Genomic DNA, 19,761 nt, shown 5'->3' on the forward strand with positions numbered 1-19,761 from the left:
GCCGCTTAATGAGCGGCACTTTCATTTCTATCTCTTAACCTTTTTTCTAAGATTGGTTTTAAGTTATCTGGCAACCATCGTACTAAGATATCTTCAAAATTTTGTGTATGCGCTATTTCCTCCAGCGCTTTATCTAACAAGGTAATCATTGCATGGCCTTGTTCATTGTTTGTGCAGCCAATATAACCAACACTTAATTTAGGCGCTTCAGAGAGTGTTAGTTGGGTTAATTCATTCTCGAATCCCATCGAGTGCGCCAAATAATAATGCTCACTTGGGTATCCTAATAAAATATCAATGCGCTTTTTGTGTAGCATATAAGTTAAGCTTGCAAGGGTATCGCGGCCTGGTCTTGAGATAATATTTGCATCATGGCTTGAGTTAATTACGTTATCTATATTACTGCCAAATGAGCGGCTCATTGATACACCTAATGCAAGGTGTTTGTCGTTAAGTAATGACTTTAGTGATACCGGCTTAGAGGGATCTAAATTAAGTTTTTCAATTAGCTCTTTACGAATCGCAATGGAGGGTGACAAACCTACAGTGGACGTGTGTGTTGTAAATGCAATGTGTTGTTTGCGATGTTCGCTTTGATATAGAGACAACATGCAGTAATTATTGTGTGGATTTGATAGCTCATGAATGGCACGACTAGCAGGCAATAAAGTGCGTGTGAAAGTGTAATCGGGTAGAGCATTTTTAAGCAGTTTAATGACACTTTCGTCACGTCCCATGCCTTCGTAACGGTCATTCATTATGTAGTAGGGGGCAAAATCAACTACGATCCATTCAATCGTTTTAGATTGATTAGTTGCATTTGCAAAAGGGCACAAAAAAAAATAGTAAAAAAAACCATGCCAAACGCATTTTCACTACCTATTCGTAGGTTAAAAATATAAGTGTAGCAGGAATTTAGATAAGCGTACGAAAGTTAAAAACTAAAACGCCAGCGTGGTATGCTGGCGCTTTTTCGGTTTGGGTTTAGTTGGCCTTTAACCATTTTACAAATTGGCGTGCATCGCTCGCCTTTTGGAAGATGGCATTTTTTAGGCCTTGCGTGTCGCTAAAAATTACACGCTGTTTGTTAACCGAAATTGATTGCACTGGATGTGCTATTTGGATCAAAGATCCATTGTATTTGTATGACATAATAAAACTCACTCTTTCTTTTTGTCAGTGTTCTGTAGAGCTTTGTAAGGGAACTTATAATACAGACTGACATTTGTTGTCTTGCCTACAGTGTTGACTATATTTGTGACAGTTTGGTGATAATTTTAAAATTCATCAAAATGTCATTGAGCCACACAGGTGCAAATATTTATACGAATATGCGGGAATTACTGGATCAAGGTAAGGGGTTAACCGCGAGGTTTATAAAAACCAGACGAGTAGACTACTGCAATAAATATTTAAACGCAAGTATTATTTTTCTGGATGTTTATTTGAAACACGCGTATTCTTTACGGGCACAATAATAACAACACAGAAGTACATAAATGAACTACCTTTTGGTGTCAGATATATTCGGAAATACAGCACATTTATCACAGCTTGCGCAGCAGCTTAGTGGCAAAGTCAGTTTGTGTGAACCTTATTTAGGAGAAATACAAACACCGGTTTCTGAGCACGTTCAATATCAACACTTTTTGAATCAGTGTGGCCACGACACCTATCTTGAGCGAGTCTACATTAAAATGGCCGCTGTTAAGCGACCAACTACGATCATTGCCTTTAGTGCGGGAGCATCAGCAGTTTGGCGAGCGCAAGCAGAATTACAAAACCCCTACATAAAGAAAATTATTGCATTTTACCCATCACAAGTTAGAAATCACCTTGATTTATCGGCGACAGTGCCTTGTCAGTTTATTTTTGCGCACAGTGAAGCACATTTTGATATTGAACCAGTGGTGGCTACACTCAGAAATAAACCGAATGTCAGCTGTGAAGTGTCACAGTATGCCCATGGTTTTATGAACCCGTTATCTGATAATTTTGATCATGCTGGTTACCAAGCGTATATAGAGCAACTTTTCACCAAAAAATGCAATGAACAACTTGTAACGAACTAGTAAAACTAGTCTATAGTCATGAGTAAACAACAATTTAGTTAATGACTATGACTAACCCATATAAATACTGCCACTTTTTATCAAACCCCGTTGCTAAGCCGCCATGCCGCATGATTAACGCGGCAATGTATGGTTTTTTCGTGTCTGCTTGTGAGCAAAAAATGCAGCAATATGTCGATGCGACACTCAATACAGTTGCAAATGATTCTGTGTCATTCAATGTGTTAGGCAGTGTGTGTTTACTCACGTTTACTGATATTGAAAAAATATCGTCTCTGACCCCTCCGTTTTCTGAACAGGGCTGGATGCAAGAAACCGACATTATTATTTGGTTACCTGTTTCTAAAGTGGTTAATGGTGATATTGCCCACCTGTATTGGTATCCCGCCTTCATTAGTGTGAATAATATTTATGCGCTAATAAATGGGCGTGAGGTATGGGGTTACAACAAATATTTATGTGACTATGACATGCCCACACCGGCGAACAAAACATCACGTTTTTCAATTTCATTGCCGTGTTTTGATGTGTTCTCGGCTAATTCAAAGCTTGCAATGCATGAACTATTATCAATTGAACAAGACAATATCAACACATCAGAAAACTTATTAGATAACCTTGCTCTTTTTTCGAAGCGAGTGGCTGATTTTTTTGATGATGAAGTTAAAGGCGTGGATTTTTCATTAATTAAGCAACTGTTTGAGGGGTTTATTCACCCGCAAATGGATCAAATATTGTTTAAGCAATTCCCAGATGGAGAGGGTACAAGTGCCGTTTATCGCTCTGTTGTGCATTCTCCATCAGTGATAAAAAAAATTCACCAACTTAAGTTGTTAACTAATAATTTTACCCTTGATGTGAAGTCAGTAGCGAGTTTTCCGTTGCACGATATGTTTGGTATTCAATTAGGAAGCCAAGCGGTACATTTGCCTTTTTACATCAATATGGACTTTGATCAACTTGGCGCAAGCCAGGTTTTACCTGCGTAAAGGATGACCATGAGCAAAGAAAAAATCACAATCGTAGGGGGTGGCGTTGCTGCAATGACTGCCGCGGTGTATTTAACCGAGCAAGAAGATTGGCAGCAACATCGCGAAATAACCGTTTATCAACAAGGGTGGCGCTTAGGAGGTAAAGGCGCAAGTGGTCGTAATCAGCACTTTGGTCAACGTATTGAAGAGCATGGCTTGCATGTGTGGTTTGGTGCTTATGTAAATAGCTTTCGCACTTTGCAAGGGGTCTACAATAATTTGGACAGGCCAGCGAGTTCCCCGCTTGCAACTTGGCAACAGGCGTTTAAGCCGCATAGTTTTATTGCATTACAAGAGTTTATCGATAACGAGTGGCAAACATGGCCGATAGATTTCCCAACCGTTGCGGGTAATCCAGCAGATGGAAGCTTGGATATTACAGTGTGGGATTTTGTTACGATGACACTGGCTTGGCTGAAAAAATGGACCGAAGACATTGAAGATGTCTGTGAGCAACACGCAAAAACCACATTAGTTACTAAAAAGCCACGAGATCAGTTTTTACTAAAGCACCTCTATCAGCAAATAAAAGCGAATATTGATACTCAGGTTACCTCGGCAAAACAGTTTATTGATGACATTGAATCGGATGCGGCCGAGATTATCTCCACTCCTCGCTCTTTACTTACGCACTTACAACAGTTTACCGCACAGCAAACAACCCACACAGACAAGCAAGCTGATCGTTTAGTGATTTGGTATATCGTTCGCAAATTAAAGCGTTGGTTTAAAGAGCAAGTAATAGAGTTACTGGATGATAATGCACAACTGCGCAGGCTATATATTTGTGCCGATCTGGCTATTGCGATGCTGACAGGTCTGATAAAAGATAAAGTTTATCGCGATGGTTTTGGGGTAATTAATTGTTATGATTTTCGTCAATGGCTCGAAAAAAATGGTGCAAATAGAGCCTATAGCGTTAATTCTGCTCCTGTACGAGGTTTTTATGACTTGGTGTTTGCATACCCCAATGGCGACTTTAACAAGCCTAATGTTGAGGCCGGTGTTGCAGCACTTGCCATGCTAAGAATTGGCCTTTGTTATAAAGGGGGAGTGATGTGGAAAATGCAAGCAGGCATGGGAGATGTCATTTTTGCTCCTATTTATGAGCTACTCAAAAAACGCGGTGTAAAATTTAAATTTTTCCACCAGCTTACACAATTAACGCCGGGTCAAGATTCTCATGGGCAAGCTGTGGTATCGCATATTGAACTGCGTCAGCAGGTCAGCTTAAATTCGGGTGAATACGCGCCGCTTATCAATGTAAAGCAGCTGCCTTGTTGGCCAAGTGAGCCGCTCTTAGACCAAATAAACCCGCTACAAGCGCATTTGTTGCAAGAATATCAGGTTAATTTAGAGTCGTTCTGGAGTGACTGGCCAGAAGTATATGAAGCGCATTTTAAGCAGCCACTTCCAAGTCTTACATTAGTGCATGGAGTTGATTTTGATACCCTAATATTGGGGGTATCTGTTGCTTCGCTTGAGCATGTGGCGGCAGATTTGCTTAGCGACGATAATGGCCTTGCTTTACAAGCGAGTAAAGTAAAAAGTGTTGCGACACAAGCTTGCCAAGTTTGGTTGAATAAAACTGATCAACAACTCGGCTTTACCGATACCAATTCGGCTCAAGAAGGGCCTATATTAAGTGGTTTTGTTGAACCCTTCGATACATGGGCTGCAATGAGCAATCTCGTTGACAAAGAGGCGTGGCCAGACAGTGACCCGCCCGTTAATATTGCCTATTTTTGTAGCGCTTTTACGTGTGAGCATTATCCACCGGCTACGGCACATCATTTTCCTGAGCAAATGAAAGCTGAGGTGAAACATAATATGCAGTATTTATTCAGCGTTGATATGCAAGCATTGTGGCCGCACGCTTATACCAATAATAAGTTTGACTGGCAGGTGTTTTACCAAGATCCACACAGTATTTTGCCTGTTTTAGAGCAACAGTATTGGCGGGTAAATATTGATCCCAGTGAGCGTTATGTACTCTCAATTACAGGGTCAAGCAAATTTAGATTAGCGACTGATGGCAGCCACTATAAAAACTTACGCCTTACTGGCGATTGGATAAAAACAGGCGTTAATGCTGGCTGTGTTGAAGCGGCGGTGATGGCTGGCATGCAAACGTCACGCTCACTCTGTGGCTTTCCAAGTCAAATTAGCGGCGAACACGTTTTTGAAAAAGGGTAATGTTTAGTCAACAGCGACTTTAATGTGGCATCAAAGCCGTTAACCCTCTGCTTTTTATGCGACTTTATAGCGTTGTTTGGTCTATACTTACTGGAAATTACAATAATTTAACATACGTCCCTCTTTTTAAGGTCTAAAAACGAATGAAACGTCCTTATCAATTCAATCCTAAACTCACTATGCTCGCGAGTAGCTGCTTCGCGGCATGTGTCATGGGTAATGCCTCAGCGCAAAATACAGAGGCTGAAAAGGACATGGAAGTTATTAGTGTCTATGCACAGAAGCGTCCGCAATCAATTCAGGACGTCAGTGTTGCGGTAAGCCAAGTGAATGGCGAACTTTTAAAAACGCAGCATTTTAAAGATTCAACCGAAATAGGGTTATTTGCACCGAACGTGAAAATAACGCAAAACGCGGCCGAGGGCACACCTCCCGCCGTCAGTATTCGGGGAATTGGCTTACTTGATTACAATACTGCGAATACATCGCCTGTAGCTATGTACCTTGATGGCGTGGCGGTTGGTTCGGCAAATAACCAAATTATTAACCTGTATGACGTAGAGCACGTTGATATTTTGCGTGGCCCGCAAGGCACGTTATTTGGTCGAAACTCAACCGGTGGGGCAATTTTAATCCGCACAAATAGGCCTGAGTTTGAGCAAGCAGGGTCGTTAACACTGGGTATTGCCAACAATAACGCCAGTAGCTTAGAGGGGATGTGGAACCAACCGTTGGGCGATGAAACGGCGATGCGGTTAGCATTCAATTATCAAGATTATGACTATTCGACACAAAATAATTTTTCTGCATCACCGACCGCGGGCATGGAGCAAAAAAATGCACGGCTGTCACTGTTAAGTCAATGGGATAACGTAGAGCTTTACCTGCAAGCACATATTGAAGATTGGGATGGCATTTCGCAGCCAGTGGGGAGTATCGGTATTATAGCAAACCCATTAACGGGTGAATTATGTTCGCCAGCCGATGCGGGTTCAACACGGTGCTTTGATAGCTTTGGGTTTAACGATGGGAGTGACGACTTTTTTACTGTGAGTGTTAATAATGACTCACCGCATAAATCAGACGGCTATGGCTTTATCGGCGAATTAAATTGGCAGTCGAGTGATAACACAACGGTGACCTCCGTAAGTAGTTTTAATAATTTAGAGCGAAGCCATGCATTTAATTGCGATGGCTCACCAGCTAGGTTGTGCGAAGGAGTGTTAGGTTTAGACACCCATTTATTCAGTCAAGAGTTTAGGGTCCTTAATGAATTTACTCATTACACGCTGACCAGTGGGGTGTATTTTGCTGATGAAACGATTAAGCAAGATAACATCAATGATATTTTACGCGACTTTCGTGGTATTTTGCCTGCAGATTTAACGGCCACATTTTATTACGATAATCATATCGATACACAAAACGTAGCGCTATTTAGCCAAATTGAAGTGCCATTAGCCACGCGTTGGTTGCTCACTGCGGGTCTACGTTACGATTATGAATCACTTGAATACAGCTCTACATCAACCTTAAATGTGGTAGTCAACCCCAATGATTTAGCAGGGGTTTTAGTGCCATTTTACACGGTTTCTGATAAGCAATCCGATAATGGCATTACCGGTCAGTTTGCTCTCAATTATACGTATTCTGACACAGCGAACCTGTATTATCGTTTTGCTAATGGCAGCAAAAGTGGCGGGTATAATGGCGGCTTTTTATCATCTGAAGAACAAGCAATCTTAGCTGATTACGGCAAGGAGCGTTTAAATGCCCATGAGGTTGGCCTGAAAACGTATTGGCCGGAACAACGGTTACGAATGAGCTGGGCTGCGTTTTATTATGATTATAATGACCAGCAAGTGTTTATGAATCAAGCCTCTGAAACACCGCAAATGCCGCCTGTTCAATTGCTTGAAAATGTAGCCGACTCTATAATTTATGGTCTCGAAAGTGAAATAAATTATCAGCCCACCCAACAACTCGCTATGCAGTTATCAGTGGGCTATATTCCTCATGCCGAGTACGAAGAGTATGTCGATCCATTGGGTAATAGTATCACCGATAATCAATTACCTTTTACTTCAAAATGGGATGTATCGGCAGGGTTGCAGTATGATACGCGGTTAATGAATAACCCGTTTTCAGCCAATGTGATGGTTGACTATCAGTCAGCATTTTACTTTGATCAAAATATGAACCCGTACGCCCGTCAAGAAAGCTACAGCCTTGTTAATGCACACTTTAAATATGATGTAGATAACTGGTCGTTTATATTATGGGGAAAAAATCTATTTGATACAGAGTACAGTCAGTTAAAATTCGATTTGAGTTCATTTCTGGGTATGTTAGAAGACTTTAAAGGAGAAGGGCGACGTTATGGCTTTGATGTGGCTTTTCAATTTTGATGATTTATGACTTTTGTTTATTAGGGGCGCTGTGAATGCGGTTAAAGCTATTCTTAGGCAGTTTGCTTTTTCTATTTTATTCAACGTATTCAGTGTGCGCCGAACAAGCGTTTATATATACAGACGCATTTTTTGAGCAGAACCTACATGATGTCGGGCAAATATTAGCTGCGAGAGACAATCGATTTCCTCAATCTGCGGCTGATATTAAACGCTGGCGTGCCACAAAAAGGCCACAATCACGTATCAGTTCGATTGGGGGCGGTTACTGGTTGATTGTCGATATAGAAAATCAAAGTGATATCGAAGACCTTGTCCTGTACCCCTACAATACCTTGGTTTCAAAAATAGAAAGTCGGATTTATGACCTAACCGATGTTTCTCAACCTGTACGAAGTTTTGTGACAGGTGGCGTCGAAAAAAACCAATTTGCATTTCACTATGGAAACCGCCTAAACCTTGAAAAAGGCAAGCGCTATACGTTGATCACACATTTTGAAAGCGATTATTTTTATACTCCTGCAAAGTTAGTGTTAACGCCGTATCAAGATTATTTCGAAATTATCACGCTCGAAAATGTAATCATCATGCTGTGTTTTGGGGTCGGTATAGCGCTTGGTTTGTATAACCTGTTAATTTATTTAGTGTCTAAAGACGTCACGCATTTATATTATGCTTTATTCACCGCTTCGTGGGTGTTTGCATGGAGTCATTTCTTTCATATTTCGGATCAATTGTTTGGGTATTACAACCCGCACTTACATTGGCTAGGTTTTGCACTCACGCCACTGACCAACATTTTATTTTACAATAATCTCCTTAAGTTAAAGGAAACGTTTCCGAAATTATCGCAGCTGTCTCTGACTGTCGGGGTTATCGCAACATTGGGGATCCCATTTTGTGTTGTGTGGCCTAGCTTTGGTTTTTATTGGTCAACATTAGTAACGGGTGTCGCTTTGTGTTTAGGCTTGTATATCGGTGTACGTTGTATGTTGATTGGCTTCAAACCTGCACGTTATTTTGTACTGGCCTATGTTGCCATGATGGTGCCTAACATGGTGGGTAATCTTACAAACTTAGGATTATTGCCTGCCACGTCGATGAATTTATATTTATTAGGACTGATTGGCACCGCGATGGATGCCATGCTACTAGCGTTTGCTGTCGCTGATAAATTTAGGTTGTTGCATGAGGATAATGTTGAGCTTAATAAAAATCTCGAGCAAAAAGTACAGTTAAGAACACTTGAACTTGAAGAATTAGCCGATGAATTACGAGACGCAAATGAAGCTAAAAGTCGCTTCTTAGCCAATATTAGCCACGAAATACGCACACCCATGACGTCGATTATTGGCTATGCTGATGGCATTATGCTTGGTGATATTAAGCCTCATGAACGAAATCATGGCATCGGTGTCATTTTACAAAATAGTCGCCATGTACTCGGCCTTATTAATGATATTTTGGATATGTCGAAAATAGAGGCGAATAAGCTTGAAATTGATCTAATTGAAACCGATTTATTTGCCACGATAGCGAATATTGAATCACTTATTGGTAAGCAAATACGTGATAAAGGCTTAAAATTTAGCGTTGATTATCAATTCCCTCTGCCTGATTACATCGTGACCGATCCTAGCCGATTAAGGCAAATATTATTAAACTTGACGACCAATGCACTAAAATTTACTCAGGTTGGGCGAATAACGCTTACGGTGAGTTGTGAGAATAATATCTTAGCGATCAGTGTGAAAGACACCGGTATTGGCATGACAGATTCTGAACAAAAGTCGTTATTCAGTGCCTTTTACCAAGCGGATTCGAGTATTTCTCGTCAGTATGGTGGCACAGGTTTGGGTCTTAATATTTCTAAAAGTTTAGCGCTAAAACTGGATGGTGATATCAGTGTAAAAAGTTACGTTGGCTCAGGTAGTGAGTTTACTTTAACAATCGCTGTGTACACAACAGACAATACGCGTTGGCTCAATGATATGAGTGAAGTTAGATTAGTCGAAACCTCTCCGTTTAGTAAACTTGATGCGCCAGAAAATTTAAAAGGTCGGGTGTTACTCGCTGAAGATCACCCTGACAACAGACGTTTATTTGCACGTATTTTAGAGCGTATGGGGCTAACAGTCACAACGGTTGAAAACGGTAAAGATGCCGTGCAGCAAACGCTTGAGAACACATTTGACTTAATATTACTTGATATTCAAATGCCAATTATGGATGGTCAAGAAGCACTGAAAATGATGCATGCGACGGGGATCTCGGTGCCCATTATTGCTTTAACCGCGAACACGATGAAGCATGAGGTAGAGCGTTACATGAACCAAGGTTTCACCGATTTAATTGCAAAGCCCATAGACCGTAATGCATTTAGTCATAAAATTGCCAGTTACCTAGACTGCGATGAGTTGGCTGATATAAAGCTACCTGAACACGAATTCCAACTGCTTAAGGATGACTATATCAAAGGACTTAAAAATCAATATGCCGATATGCGTAAGCAATATAAAAAAATGGATATCGAAGGCTTAAGTCGAAATGTGCACATGTTAAAGGGCGCAGCCAACATGTTTGAGTGCGAGACGCTTTATATCAAAGCACTTGCTGTTGATAGTGCATTAAAAAATGACACCATAACGCTAGACACGCAGTTGTTTGCCTCGCTATTTAAGGCCATGGAAGACGAAATAGACAAAGTGTGTCATTAATGATTTGAATAATGGGTATTTCCATACATACGCAGACAGTGCAGACAAATCTTGGTATTAATAGATACTCACAAAGCATAATCAACCGACTAGTTGCTAAAACGTTATGATGCAGTATCAACATATTTCAGTGCCAGAGCAGGGTGAACAAATCACTATCGATAAAAATGGCCAGTGGTGTATTCCTGACAATCCAGTAATCGCTTACATTGAAGGGGATGGTGTTGGGCAAGATATTAGCCCCGTTATGCGAAGTATCGTTGATTCTGCTATTGAGGCGGCTTATCAAGGAGAGCGCCGGATTCACTGGATGGAAGTGTTTAACGGTGAAAAAGCGGCCGCACTTTACGACGGAGATTGGTTTCCACAAGAAACACTCCATGCCGTAAGGCAGTTTAAAATTGCCATAAAAGGTCCACTAACCACTCCTTTGGGTGGGGGCTTTCGTTCTTTGAACGTCGCACTTCGCCATGAAATGGATTTATTCGTTAATATGCGGCCTATCCGCAGTTATCCGCATTTACCCTCACCATTAAAAGAGCCTGAAAAAACCCACATAACCGTTATTCGCGACAGTTCAGAAGATGTTTACTCGGGTATTGAATGGCAAGCTGGCAGTATTGACAACGAGCGAATGCTCGACTTTTTATGTCAAGAAATGGGGGTGACACGATTACGTTTTGATACCCAGTGTGGGCTTGGCATTAAAAATAGCTCAAAAGAAGCGGCCGAGCGTTTGATGCGATATGCACTCAATTATGCACTAAAACAACAAAGTAAATCTTTAACTGTGGTGCATAAAGGGAATGTATTAAAGTTTACAGAAGGGGCGTTTAAACGCTGGGCCTTTGCGGTTGCAGAGCAAGAGTTTAATGCAGTTGCCCATGAGAATGGCCGTTGGTTGCTAATAAAGCGTGACAATCAGGACGATTTAGTCATTAAAGAAGTGATTGCCGATAATATGCTTCAGCAGGCGTTGCTTACACCAGAACAATTTGATGTAGTCGTAACCACCAATCAAAATGGTGATTATTTGGCCGATATGTTGACTGCACAAGTCGGTGGCGTTGGTATAATGCCAGCAGCAAATTTAAATAATGAGGTCGCTTTTTTTGAGCCAACACATGGCACTTTTAACCGGATAGCGGGTGAAAACACGGCGAACCCAAGCAGTAGTATTTTAAGTGCGGTAATGATGCTGCGTTTTATGGGGTGGCAGGAGGCTGCACAAAAAATTGAGTCAGCTCTGGAAGAAACATTATTGGCAAAAGAGCTTACCTTTGATTTGGCTGAGTATGTCACCGGTGCGACGATGCTTAATTGCAGTGATTTTGCAACAAGCATCATCGCTCGAATAAGTAACTCAAAGTAATGCGCATATTATGCAGCGTGTGCGTTATTGATGGCGTAGACGCATGGTTTACCTGTCAGTGCCGCGGCACGTTGGTAAATGTGCTTTGCACCAGGCTCGTCGCTTGTAATACCTGTTAGCGTATCCATAAGAGCAACTACTAAAATAGCCGGTACTTGGCAGCAATACTCATCAAGTACCGCCGGCGTCGTTTGAGCATCTACATGACAATGTGGATGAGTGCGTACAGAGCTGTAGGCAGTTAACAGTGTTTCGGTTGGTAAAACATCATCTGCTTGGTGTTTCGTTTTACGACACTGACACCCAAATTCATCAACAAGTGTTGCAAGAATCTGGTATATCTCGTCACACGCAATTTCGCTTTTTTTACAAAGTTGCTGTTCAATAAAAGTGTGTAATTGACCATTAATGTAAAGGCCGTCTTGTTGAGTGAATTGTGCTGAAGTTTCCATATCAAGTTCTCTTTGTTTATGTGCTTAACTTCACTCTAGCCTGTCACTCATTATTAATGAAATTGTTGTTTTCAATAACTGATATTGATTTTATCAATATTGTTAATTTGTTACCTGTCGGCCACTGTATTTGCAAAAGCTAATAGTTCTCGACGCAGCCATTGGTGCGGGTTTGCATGGTGTAATAATGGACTCCACAGCATTTTTACTTCAATGGGAACAATTTGAAATGGCACTGGACTTATGACTAAATCGGTGTGTTTTGCGAGCAACATCGCTTGACGACGAGGCAGCGTGGCTATCAATTTAGGCGATTGGCAGAGCAAGCTTGCGACCATGTAATGGCGAGTGAATACACGAATATTACGCGTTTGTTCGAGCTGCCATAAGGCTTCATCTACCCAGCCTAATTTTTGACTTCCAGATTTATTAGTCACCGCTGCTTCAACCCCCCAGCCAGCCCGATTTACCCAAATATGCTCTTGTGCAAGGTAGTTCTCAAGCGTTTGCTGTTGTAGATAAGGATTGTCAGGGTGACTTAAGCAGCAATAGTTATCGCGCCAGACACTGGCTTGGTGAAATGAACGGGGTAAACCATTAAAGCGGTTTATAGCTAAATCGATTGTGCCCTTTTCCATATCGTGTAAGTTGACGTCGCTTGGACTCAAAATATCAAAATTAAGGCCGGGGCTTTTCGCCAGTTGTTGGGTGATAAAAGGGGCTATTAAGGTTGATTCTAGATAATCATTTGCCATGATCCGAAACGTTATATTTGCAGTGCTTGGGTCAAACAGTTCACTTGGTTGCGTGATTTCTTCGGCCATTTTTAGCAGTGCTTCAATTTCAGGCTTGAGACTCAGCGCTTTGGCTGTGGGTGTCATTGTGCCAGCGGCTCGAACGAGCAAGGGATCGTCAAATAAATCACGTAACCGTTTTAATGCATTGCTCATCGCAGGCTGCGTTAAGGCAAGTTTATTGGCTGCTTTTGATACATTTTGCTCATCTATCAGTACATTTAAATACACCAATAGATTTAGGTCGACGTGCCTAATATTCATCTGATCAATCTTATTTATTATCTTTATTAATTACCTAAATTAAAGCGTGCTTGCTATTGTGTGTAAACACGGCAACTAAAATAATCAGCATAAGTGATATCAATAATGCCTCAACACGATGCAATTTTTCGTAAAAAAACAGAGTCGGAACAACTAAAGAATATTATTGCCACGAAACTAGCCCGCGCAGTGTATGCAGGGTTTGAGGCCATGTTTGCAGAGTTTTTGAATATCACCTTAGGGGCACAAAGCCGGTTTGAACAACGTCAATGGCATCAAGTGCAAACAGCAATGAAGTTACGGTTACAGGTTTACGAAGGCCAAGTAAAAAAAGTAAGTGAAGCAGTAAAGATCATAGCTTACAGCGAAGTTAACGATCCTGCTCTGTGGTTATTAGCAAAACAAATTTATGCAGAAATGGTGCAAAATCACGAAAACCAGCCCATTGCACATACGTTTTTCAACTCGACATTTGGGGCTATTTGGGACTCACGTAAAATCCGTAATGTTCATTTGTTTGTTTTAAAGGCACGGTATCGCTTAGGGCCTCGTCCGTTTGATTCTCTGGTAAGTCGGATCTCGTTACAAAGTGGTTTTGAAAATGCGATAAAAACCCTTGTGAGTCGTCATGTTTTTCGCTCCGATTATGCACATTTCACTGATGATATTGCCATGTTGCAGCGTACTTTAATTGCAGGATCAAAAAAACAGTGCCCACAGGTTTATGAGCTGCTAGCACTGAATGATGGTTATATCGAATACGCTAATTCATTATTTTTTAGAAATAAAGCGTGTTACATCATTGGGCGATGCATTGCTAAAAACGGTGATAATATGCCGTTTGCCATAGCCTTACTAAATAGTGAAAAAGGGCTGCACATTGATGCCGTCATGATGGGCGCCGATCAACTTAGTCTGCTATTTGGGTTTGCGCGAACCTACTTTATGGTCGACACCGACCAACCTGCGCGTTACGTTGATTACCTCAGCGTGCTGATGCCCCATAAGCAACGTTTTGAGTTATTTAACGCGATAGGATTTATCAAGCATGCCAAAACCGAGTTTTATCGCTATAAAGTTGATACCACTAAAAATAGCCCTCCTGATGATAAATACATTATTGCCCCAGGTACGCCTGGCATGGTGATGTTGGTATTTACGACACCAGGCTCTGATTATGTGTACAAAGTGATTAAAGATAAATTTAGCGCACCAAAAACCGCCACTAAACAACATGTCATGGCGAAATACGACTTTGTAAAGCAAGCCGATCGCGTGGGGCGCTTGGTTGATACCCATGAATTTCGTTATTTAGCGTTTGATTTAAGCCGATTTAGTGAAGAATTACTCACTACGATGCAGCGCCAAATTGGCGACAGTTTAATTATATCGGGTAATGCGCTTATTTTGCGTCATGTGTATGTTGAACGGAAAATGACACCGCTTAATTTATATATTAATCAGTGTGATGAACGAAAACTTGAACTTGTTATGATTGATTATGGTAAAGCAATCAAAGAGCTGGCAGGTGCAAATATCTTTCCAGGCGATATGTTGATGAAGAACTTTGGTGTGACCCGCTGGGGAAGAGTGGTGTTTTATGATTACGATGAAATTTGCCCGATGACGGCGTGTCAATTTCGAGAGTTACCAAAAAGTGCTGACTCGTTAGAAGAGTTAAGCAGCGAGAGTTACTTTGATATTGCTGAAAACGATGTGTTTCCGAGCCAATTCAAGGTATTTTTCAGTGCAAATAAAACGGCATTTTCATTTTTTAATGCTGTGCATCACGACATTTTCAGTGTTGCTATGTGGCAGCGACTGCAAGCGGCTATTAATGAGGGACAATTATTGGATGTGTATCCGTATAAACAATCGTGGCGATTTAGTGAAATGAGAGCAAAACAGGGGTGAAAAAATCTCAACCACGTAGTCCTTCATCGGGATCCGGTATTGGCGTATGCTAATACGAACAATCAAGGGAGTACACTATGCTAAAAATATTCGGCATTTCAAGTTTGTTGCTAGCCTCATTCGCGAATGCGAACCCGCTGGTGGGGAGTTGGCAGTTTGTTGAAGGAAAGTATGCGACAAAGGAAGGGTATGTTACGGCAAAAGCACCCGAATTAACCTCGGTAAAGCTAATTACCGATACTCATTTTAGTTATATTACGCAGAAAAATGGCAATTTTCATTATGCGGGTGGCGGCAAATATGTTTTGCAAGACCAGCAATTTATCGAGACTTTTTCTTATGGTAATGTGCCTTCATTACAAGGTAAAACCATGGCATTTGATTACAAAGTAGACGGTGATTTATGGCATCATACTTTATATGAAAATGGTAAATTGGTGGAAGCTGAAATCTGGCAGCGAATTAAATAGAAGGTGTTATGCGTTATATTAAGCACGAAAATTCACAGTTAACGTTTGCAGAAATTGAAAAGCCGAATATTAAACACGATGAGGTACTGATTAAGGTCGCCGCAATAGGCGTTAATCGTGCTGACTGTTTACAAAGGCAAGATAAATACCCACCTCCTAAAGGCGACAGTGAGATTTTAGGTCTAGAGTGTGCAGGCACTGTCGTCGCACAAGGGGAAAACGTTGAGGTTGATTGGCTTAATAAACCCGTTTTTACTTTGTGTGCCGGAGGCGCATACAGTGAGTATGTTGCGGTAGATGCAGCACAGGTGATGCCGCTTGCTGACTCAATGAGTATGGCTGAAGGGGCTGCGGTGAGTGAAGTTTATCTCACTGCATTTTCGGCGTTATTTCAATTTGGCAAGCTTGAAGCTGGGCAAACTGCACTTATACACGCTGGTGCAAGTGGTGTGGGTGGTGCCGCTATTCAAATGGCAAAAGCTATTGGGGCTCAGGTAGTCATTACTGCGGGGAGCGATGAAAAATGCGCGCATGCAAAAAAGTTGGGTGCCGATCACTGTATAAATTATAAAACCACCGACTTTGTGGAGTATATGAAGACACATCAGTTACAAGCAAATACAATTGTCGACCCCGTTGCAGGGCATTATTTAAATAAAAATGCTGCTGTTGCTGCAATGGATTGCCAAATTGTGATGTTGGCATTTTTAGATGCGCGCTTTGCTGAGGTTGATTTCGCACGTTTGCTGAGTAAACGTATTTCATTTCATGCTTCTACACTTAGAAACCGCTCTATTGCTTTTAAACGTGAACTAAAAGCACAGTTTATAGCTCGCTTTTATGGCGAACTCGCTGCGGGTAAATTTGACTTTAATATATATAAAACCCTGCATTGGCAGGATGCAACTGAGGCTCACCGCATTTTAGATAATAATGAAAATTCGGGTAAAGTGGTGCTACTGGTTGAATAACGAAAAACTGCCCACATTATTGAGCTTATTAGCAGTAAATTAATCAAGGTTAGTATGAACCCAATTATCGCAATGCTGAAAGAGCATAACGTGAGTGACGAAAAAGTACGTGAGCTTTTTCAAGCATTCATGGAAAACCCAATGATGGCTATGGGCTTAGTTCAGCAACTCGGGATCCCGCCCGAAAAACTTCAACAACTGATGGCGTTGGTTATGACACAACCGCATTTAATAAAAGAAGCGGCTGAGTCAGTAGGTATCAGTAATGACGAAGTTGAACAAGCGAAAGCACAGTTTAAAAATCAACAGTCTTAAATAGAATAGAAAAGGTTAGCTGCATGCTAACCTTTTTTATTGCAAGCGTGCTATTGATAAGAAAAAACGTCATCGAGTTTCTTATCAAACAATTGAGCAATCTTAAAAGCCACTTCAAGTGAAGGGGAATATTTGCCTTTTTCAATGGCGACAATTGTTTGTCTTGAAACACCGACGGCTTCGGCCAGAGCTTGCTGCGTCATTTCATTGTGATGAAATCGTAATTCTCGAATAGTATTACTGAGCTGTTTTTTCATTAGCTGTCTCTTCGATAGAAATACACCTTACTGGCTGTCGTGATAATTTCACTGATCAAAAAGCCTATAATGAGGTAGTGCATTATATTATATAAATCTGAAACTTCAGGTAATAACATGCGACCAGATACACGCTCTATCTGAGTGGCTAAAAATACACACATTAAAATAATTGCTGAAGTTAACCAATGGCCAAGCTTAGCGCTTTTAAGTTCAATGAGTTTATCGCGCTCATCATCACCTAAATCTGCTTCTTTGTGCTTAATGCCTGCAAGCACTGATTGCATAATAATTTCGAGTATCACCGCAGTAATTACGACCTTATATAAGTAAGAAACCATTGTATCTTGGCTTAGGTTTCCATTTGTTTGTAATGAGTTAATACCAGTAAGGTAATAAATTAACAAACCAATAGTCACTCCCAACGTGCCCCAAATTGTCAGTTCTTTGTAGCTCATCTTTTATCATCCGGTGTAAAAAATATTTGACTTGGTGTTAAGTAAACTACTCATTGCTGGTTGTGTCAAATATTTTTAACACCATGTATGATATTTTTATCTTTGAAGTATTTCGTTACATTTAGCTAAGAACTAATTTGAACGGCAAAGACTCTTAATGAAACTAACAACACAAGGAACGAATATGAATTGGCTTGCTAACGTATGGAAAAATAACCGTTCATTGATTGTATTCATCTGCTTAATGAGTGTATTTAGGAGTGCTGTTGCCGATTGGTATGAAGTACCCACAGGGTCTATGAAACCGACAATTGTTGAGGGAGACCGTATTTTAACCGATAAAATGGCCTATGATTTACGGTTACCATTTAGTCATATCTCACTGGCGCGCCTTGATGAGCCAAAAGCGGGCGATATCATTGTATTTGATTCAACTGCTGCTAATAACCGCTTAGTCAAACGTGTGATTGCAGTGCCGGGTGATACGGTTACTTTAGTTGATAATAAATTGATTATTAATGGTCAAGTACTTGATTACTCGCTAGTGGATGATGAAGCAGGGCAGCAAACGTATTTAGAAAATTTTGCGGGTATTAAACATGCAATTCAGGTGTCGAAGACCCCCTCTGTGATGCAGCATTTTGCGCCAGTGGTTATCCCTGCAGATATGTATTTAGCGATGGGAGATAACCGTGATAACAGTGCAGACTCGCGTGTAATCGGTTTAGTGCCGCGTAGTGAGCTGTTAGGAAAAGCAGAAAGGGTGCTGGTGTCGCTTGATTATGATGATCATTACTTACCCCGCAAAGAGCGGTTTCTTAAAGATTTATATTTAGCACCCTGAAGATGAAATAGTTAAGTGTGAGTAAGCGTCAGATAATAATTGGCTATTTATCGTTTTGTGTCTCAATATTGACTACATGAAAAATAATACGTCTAAATAAGGAATAATCAGTGACGGACAGCAAACGATTTAAGCCTTTTATTGTTTACTTTTTATTGATGAGTTTTGTTGGGTTAGTTGCATGTGGTTCGAGTTCAAAGACTGAAAACCCAATCGCAACCGAGCCTGACAGCTCACTTCCTAATAATAGCACCGGCATTGTTGATAATAGCGCAAGTGCTGATTATAACATTATCATTTATGGCAATAGTCATAGCGCAAAACTTGCGACCTTGCTTGAGCAGTTAATTTCGAGTGAGTTAAGTAATAGTCAGGTTGCGACCCTCACGGTGAGTGGCCGTTTTTTGGATGAAATAGTTAACTCCCCCGGGAATATCGAAAAGCTAAAACAAAACAAGTGGAGTCATGCGATTTTTCAAGGGCAAAAGTATTCTCAATCGGGATCTGTAAATTATTCTACGGCAGAAACCGAGCGTCTAATTGCGAATGCAAAAGTGCTGGGAATAACGCCAATTCTATTCCCTGAACACCCACAAAGGGGGGATAGCAAAGAAGGTGAAGCAGTTTATAAGTTACATTTATCCATTAGTGATAAAGAAACGAGCTGTGTTGCGCCCATCGGTTTAGTGTGGGACAAAGCGATAGCAAGATTACCAGAAGTGAATTTATACCATAGTGACGGTAATCATGCCTCGGATGCTGGGCATTTGCTAACTGCGATGACCTTTTATGAAATTATTACCGGAGAACTTGCCGATACGCTTTCTTACAGCGCCTCTTTCCCTATTACTGAGCAACAGCACCAAGTATTTGGCCAAATTATTACCCAAGTATTAACCGAACACCCCGCGTGCCCAACAACATAAATGCCGAATATAAAAAAACCGTTGTGTTTGAAGTGACCCCCAATAGTTGGACATTCCAATTACTGGGGGTCTTTTTATGTCCAAACATCATCGAGCTTTTAAGCTCAAAATAGCAGAGCTCGCTTTGTCTGAAAGCTCTTCGACAGTAAGTAACAGATTTAATGTTACAGATAGGCAGGTCCGATATTGGACCGCTATTTATCGAATTCATGGCGCTGAAAGCTTCAGGTCTGTTCACAAACCTTATTCTCAAGCATTTAAGGTAGAAGTGTTAAAAACGATGACAGCAAACAGTTGGTC

Annotated in this window: 18 protein-coding genes; 13 read left to right on the forward strand and 5 right to left on the reverse strand. The window is 41.0% G+C overall.

Annotated features, from left to right (window positions below):
- Positions 1–5: 5 nt before the first annotated feature.
- Positions 6–836, reverse strand: coding sequence for a TIGR02285 family protein (locus LPA49_RS18650; protein ID WP_230237472.1), 831 nt, complete (start codon positions 834–836; stop codon positions 6–8).
- A 663-nt stretch (positions 837–1,499) separates the two neighbouring features.
- Here LPA49_RS18650 and LPA49_RS18655 point away from each other — a divergent pair.
- The 6 genes from LPA49_RS18655 (at position 1,500) to icd (ending at position 11,796) form a co-directional block, all read left to right on the forward strand.
- Positions 1,500–2,072 (forward strand): dienelactone hydrolase family protein, encoded by a 573-nt coding sequence (locus tag LPA49_RS18655; protein WP_036968969.1) that lies wholly within the window; start codon positions 1,500–1,502, stop codon positions 2,070–2,072.
- Between the two features lie 47 nt (positions 2,073–2,119).
- Complete coding sequence (locus LPA49_RS18660) at positions 2,120–3,061, forward strand: acetoacetate decarboxylase (RefSeq protein ID WP_143474478.1); 942 nt, start codon at positions 2,120–2,122, stop codon at positions 3,059–3,061.
- A 9-nt stretch (positions 3,062–3,070) separates the two neighbouring features.
- On the forward strand, positions 3,071–5,299 hold the full coding sequence (locus LPA49_RS18665) for an NAD(P)-binding protein (protein ID WP_230237474.1): 2,229 nt from the start codon (positions 3,071–3,073) through the stop codon (positions 5,297–5,299).
- A 143-nt stretch (positions 5,300–5,442) separates the two neighbouring features.
- The gene (locus LPA49_RS18670) at positions 5,443–7,707 is read left to right on the forward strand and encodes a TonB-dependent receptor (RefSeq protein WP_230237476.1); all 2,265 of its coding nucleotides are present in this window, start codon (positions 5,443–5,445) and stop codon (positions 7,705–7,707) included.
- 35 nt (positions 7,708–7,742) lie between these two features.
- Entirely contained in the window at positions 7,743–10,424 is a 2,682-nt protein-coding gene (locus tag LPA49_RS18675) for a 7TM diverse intracellular signaling domain-containing protein (RefSeq protein WP_230237478.1), read from the forward strand.
- A 109-nt stretch (positions 10,425–10,533) separates the two neighbouring features.
- On the forward strand, positions 10,534–11,796 hold the full coding sequence (gene icd / locus LPA49_RS18680) for an NADP-dependent isocitrate dehydrogenase (protein ID WP_180311628.1): 1,263 nt from the start codon (positions 10,534–10,536) through the stop codon (positions 11,794–11,796).
- An 8-nt stretch (positions 11,797–11,804) separates the two neighbouring features.
- On the opposite strand, the gene LPA49_RS18685 is transcribed toward icd, so the two are convergent.
- Both LPA49_RS18685 and LPA49_RS18690 read right to left on the reverse strand, forming a co-directional pair.
- Positions 11,805–12,248 carry a hypothetical protein gene (locus LPA49_RS18685; protein WP_118844209.1) on the reverse strand — a complete coding sequence of 148 codons (444 nt, stop codon included), beginning with the start codon at positions 12,246–12,248 and terminating at the stop codon, positions 11,805–11,807.
- Between the two features lie 110 nt (positions 12,249–12,358).
- Positions 12,359–13,306 (reverse strand): LysR family transcriptional regulator, encoded by a 948-nt coding sequence (locus tag LPA49_RS18690; RefSeq protein ID WP_036968959.1) that lies wholly within the window; start codon positions 13,304–13,306, stop codon positions 12,359–12,361.
- Positions 13,307–13,411: 105 nt separating this feature from the next.
- On the opposite strand from LPA49_RS18690, the gene aceK reads away from it, so the two are divergent.
- The 4 genes from aceK (at position 13,412) to LPA49_RS18710 (ending at position 16,976) form a co-directional block, all read left to right on the forward strand.
- Positions 13,412–15,220, forward strand: coding sequence for a bifunctional isocitrate dehydrogenase kinase/phosphatase (gene aceK / locus LPA49_RS18695; RefSeq protein ID WP_230237479.1), 1,809 nt, complete (start codon positions 13,412–13,414; stop codon positions 15,218–15,220).
- A gap of 77 nt (positions 15,221–15,297) precedes the next feature.
- The gene (locus tag LPA49_RS18700) at positions 15,298–15,690 is read left to right on the forward strand and encodes a hypothetical protein (protein ID WP_036968957.1); all 393 of its coding nucleotides are present in this window, start codon (positions 15,298–15,300) and stop codon (positions 15,688–15,690) included.
- Positions 15,691–15,698: 8 nt separating this feature from the next.
- Positions 15,699–16,661: a zinc-binding dehydrogenase gene (locus tag LPA49_RS18705; RefSeq protein WP_036968955.1), complete on the forward strand. Its 963-nt coding sequence runs from the start codon at positions 15,699–15,701 to the stop codon at positions 16,659–16,661.
- Positions 16,662–16,715: 54 nt separating this feature from the next.
- Entirely contained in the window at positions 16,716–16,976 is a 261-nt protein-coding gene (locus tag LPA49_RS18710; protein ID WP_036968953.1) for a DUF2999 family protein, read from the forward strand.
- 50 nt (positions 16,977–17,026) lie between these two features.
- Here LPA49_RS18710 and LPA49_RS18715 read toward each other — a convergent pair whose 3' ends face one another.
- Both LPA49_RS18715 and LPA49_RS18720 read right to left on the reverse strand, forming a co-directional pair.
- Complete coding sequence (locus LPA49_RS18715) at positions 17,027–17,233, reverse strand: helix-turn-helix transcriptional regulator (RefSeq protein ID WP_036968951.1); 207 nt, start codon at positions 17,231–17,233, stop codon at positions 17,027–17,029.
- The gene (locus LPA49_RS18720) at positions 17,233–17,691 is read right to left on the reverse strand and encodes a hypothetical protein (protein ID WP_036968948.1); all 459 of its coding nucleotides are present in this window, start codon (positions 17,689–17,691) and stop codon (positions 17,233–17,235) included. The genes LPA49_RS18715 and LPA49_RS18720 overlap by 1 nt, the downstream gene beginning before the upstream one ends.
- Before the next feature lie 184 nt (positions 17,692–17,875).
- Between LPA49_RS18720 and lepB the strand changes: the two genes are divergently transcribed.
- From lepB to LPA49_RS18735, 3 genes are all read left to right on the forward strand, one after another.
- A complete protein-coding gene (gene lepB / locus LPA49_RS18725) occupies positions 17,876–18,535 on the forward strand; it encodes a signal peptidase I (protein WP_230237485.1) in 660 nt (219 codons plus the stop codon).
- A gap of 110 nt (positions 18,536–18,645) precedes the next feature.
- Positions 18,646–19,461: a hypothetical protein gene (locus tag LPA49_RS18730; protein WP_230237481.1), complete on the forward strand. Its 816-nt coding sequence runs from the start codon at positions 18,646–18,648 to the stop codon at positions 19,459–19,461.
- Positions 19,462–19,537: 76 nt separating this feature from the next.
- On the forward strand, positions 19,538–19,761 hold a 224-nt coding region (locus LPA49_RS18735), incomplete at its 3' end, for a helix-turn-helix domain-containing protein (RefSeq protein ID WP_230237483.1).

Origin of the sequence: Pseudoalteromonas sp. MB41 (assembly GCF_020966275.1) — a bacterium.
GTDB lineage: Bacteria > Pseudomonadota > Gammaproteobacteria > Enterobacterales > Alteromonadaceae > Pseudoalteromonas > Pseudoalteromonas lipolytica.

What these genes read in the sequence shown, in the direction of transcription:
- LPA49_RS18655 (WP_036968969.1), top strand. Translation starts at nt 1,500, where the DNA reads ATGAACTACCTTTTGGTGTCAGATATATTCGGAAATACAGCACATTTA.
- LPA49_RS18660 (WP_143474478.1), top strand. Translation starts at nt 2,120, where the DNA reads ATGACTAACCCATATAAATACTGCCACTTTTTATCAAACCCCGTTGCT.
- LPA49_RS18665 (WP_230237474.1), top strand. Translation starts at nt 3,071, where the DNA reads ATGAGCAAAGAAAAAATCACAATCGTAGGGGGTGGCGTTGCTGCAATG.
- LPA49_RS18670 (WP_230237476.1), top strand. Translation starts at nt 5,443, where the DNA reads ATGAAACGTCCTTATCAATTCAATCCTAAACTCACTATGCTCGCGAGT.
- LPA49_RS18675 (WP_230237478.1), top strand. Translation starts at nt 7,743, where the DNA reads ATGCGGTTAAAGCTATTCTTAGGCAGTTTGCTTTTTCTATTTTATTCA.
- icd (WP_180311628.1), top strand. Translation starts at nt 10,534, where the DNA reads ATGCAGTATCAACATATTTCAGTGCCAGAGCAGGGTGAACAAATCACT.
- LPA49_RS18685 (WP_118844209.1), bottom strand. Translation starts at nt 12,248, where the DNA reads ATGGAAACTTCAGCACAATTCACTCAACAAGACGGCCTTTACATTAAT.
- LPA49_RS18690 (WP_036968959.1), bottom strand. Translation starts at nt 13,306, where the DNA reads ATGAATATTAGGCACGTCGACCTAAATCTATTGGTGTATTTAAATGTA.
- aceK (WP_230237479.1), top strand. Translation starts at nt 13,412, where the DNA reads ATGCCTCAACACGATGCAATTTTTCGTAAAAAAACAGAGTCGGAACAA.
- LPA49_RS18700 (WP_036968957.1), top strand. Translation starts at nt 15,298, where the DNA reads ATGCTAAAAATATTCGGCATTTCAAGTTTGTTGCTAGCCTCATTCGCG.
- LPA49_RS18705 (WP_036968955.1), top strand. Translation starts at nt 15,699, where the DNA reads ATGCGTTATATTAAGCACGAAAATTCACAGTTAACGTTTGCAGAAATT.
- LPA49_RS18710 (WP_036968953.1), top strand. Translation starts at nt 16,716, where the DNA reads ATGAACCCAATTATCGCAATGCTGAAAGAGCATAACGTGAGTGACGAA.
- LPA49_RS18715 (WP_036968951.1), bottom strand. Translation starts at nt 17,233, where the DNA reads ATGAAAAAACAGCTCAGTAATACTATTCGAGAATTACGATTTCATCAC.
- LPA49_RS18720 (WP_036968948.1), bottom strand. Translation starts at nt 17,691, where the DNA reads ATGAGCTACAAAGAACTGACAATTTGGGGCACGTTGGGAGTGACTATT.
- lepB (WP_230237485.1), top strand. Translation starts at nt 17,876, where the DNA reads ATGAATTGGCTTGCTAACGTATGGAAAAATAACCGTTCATTGATTGTA.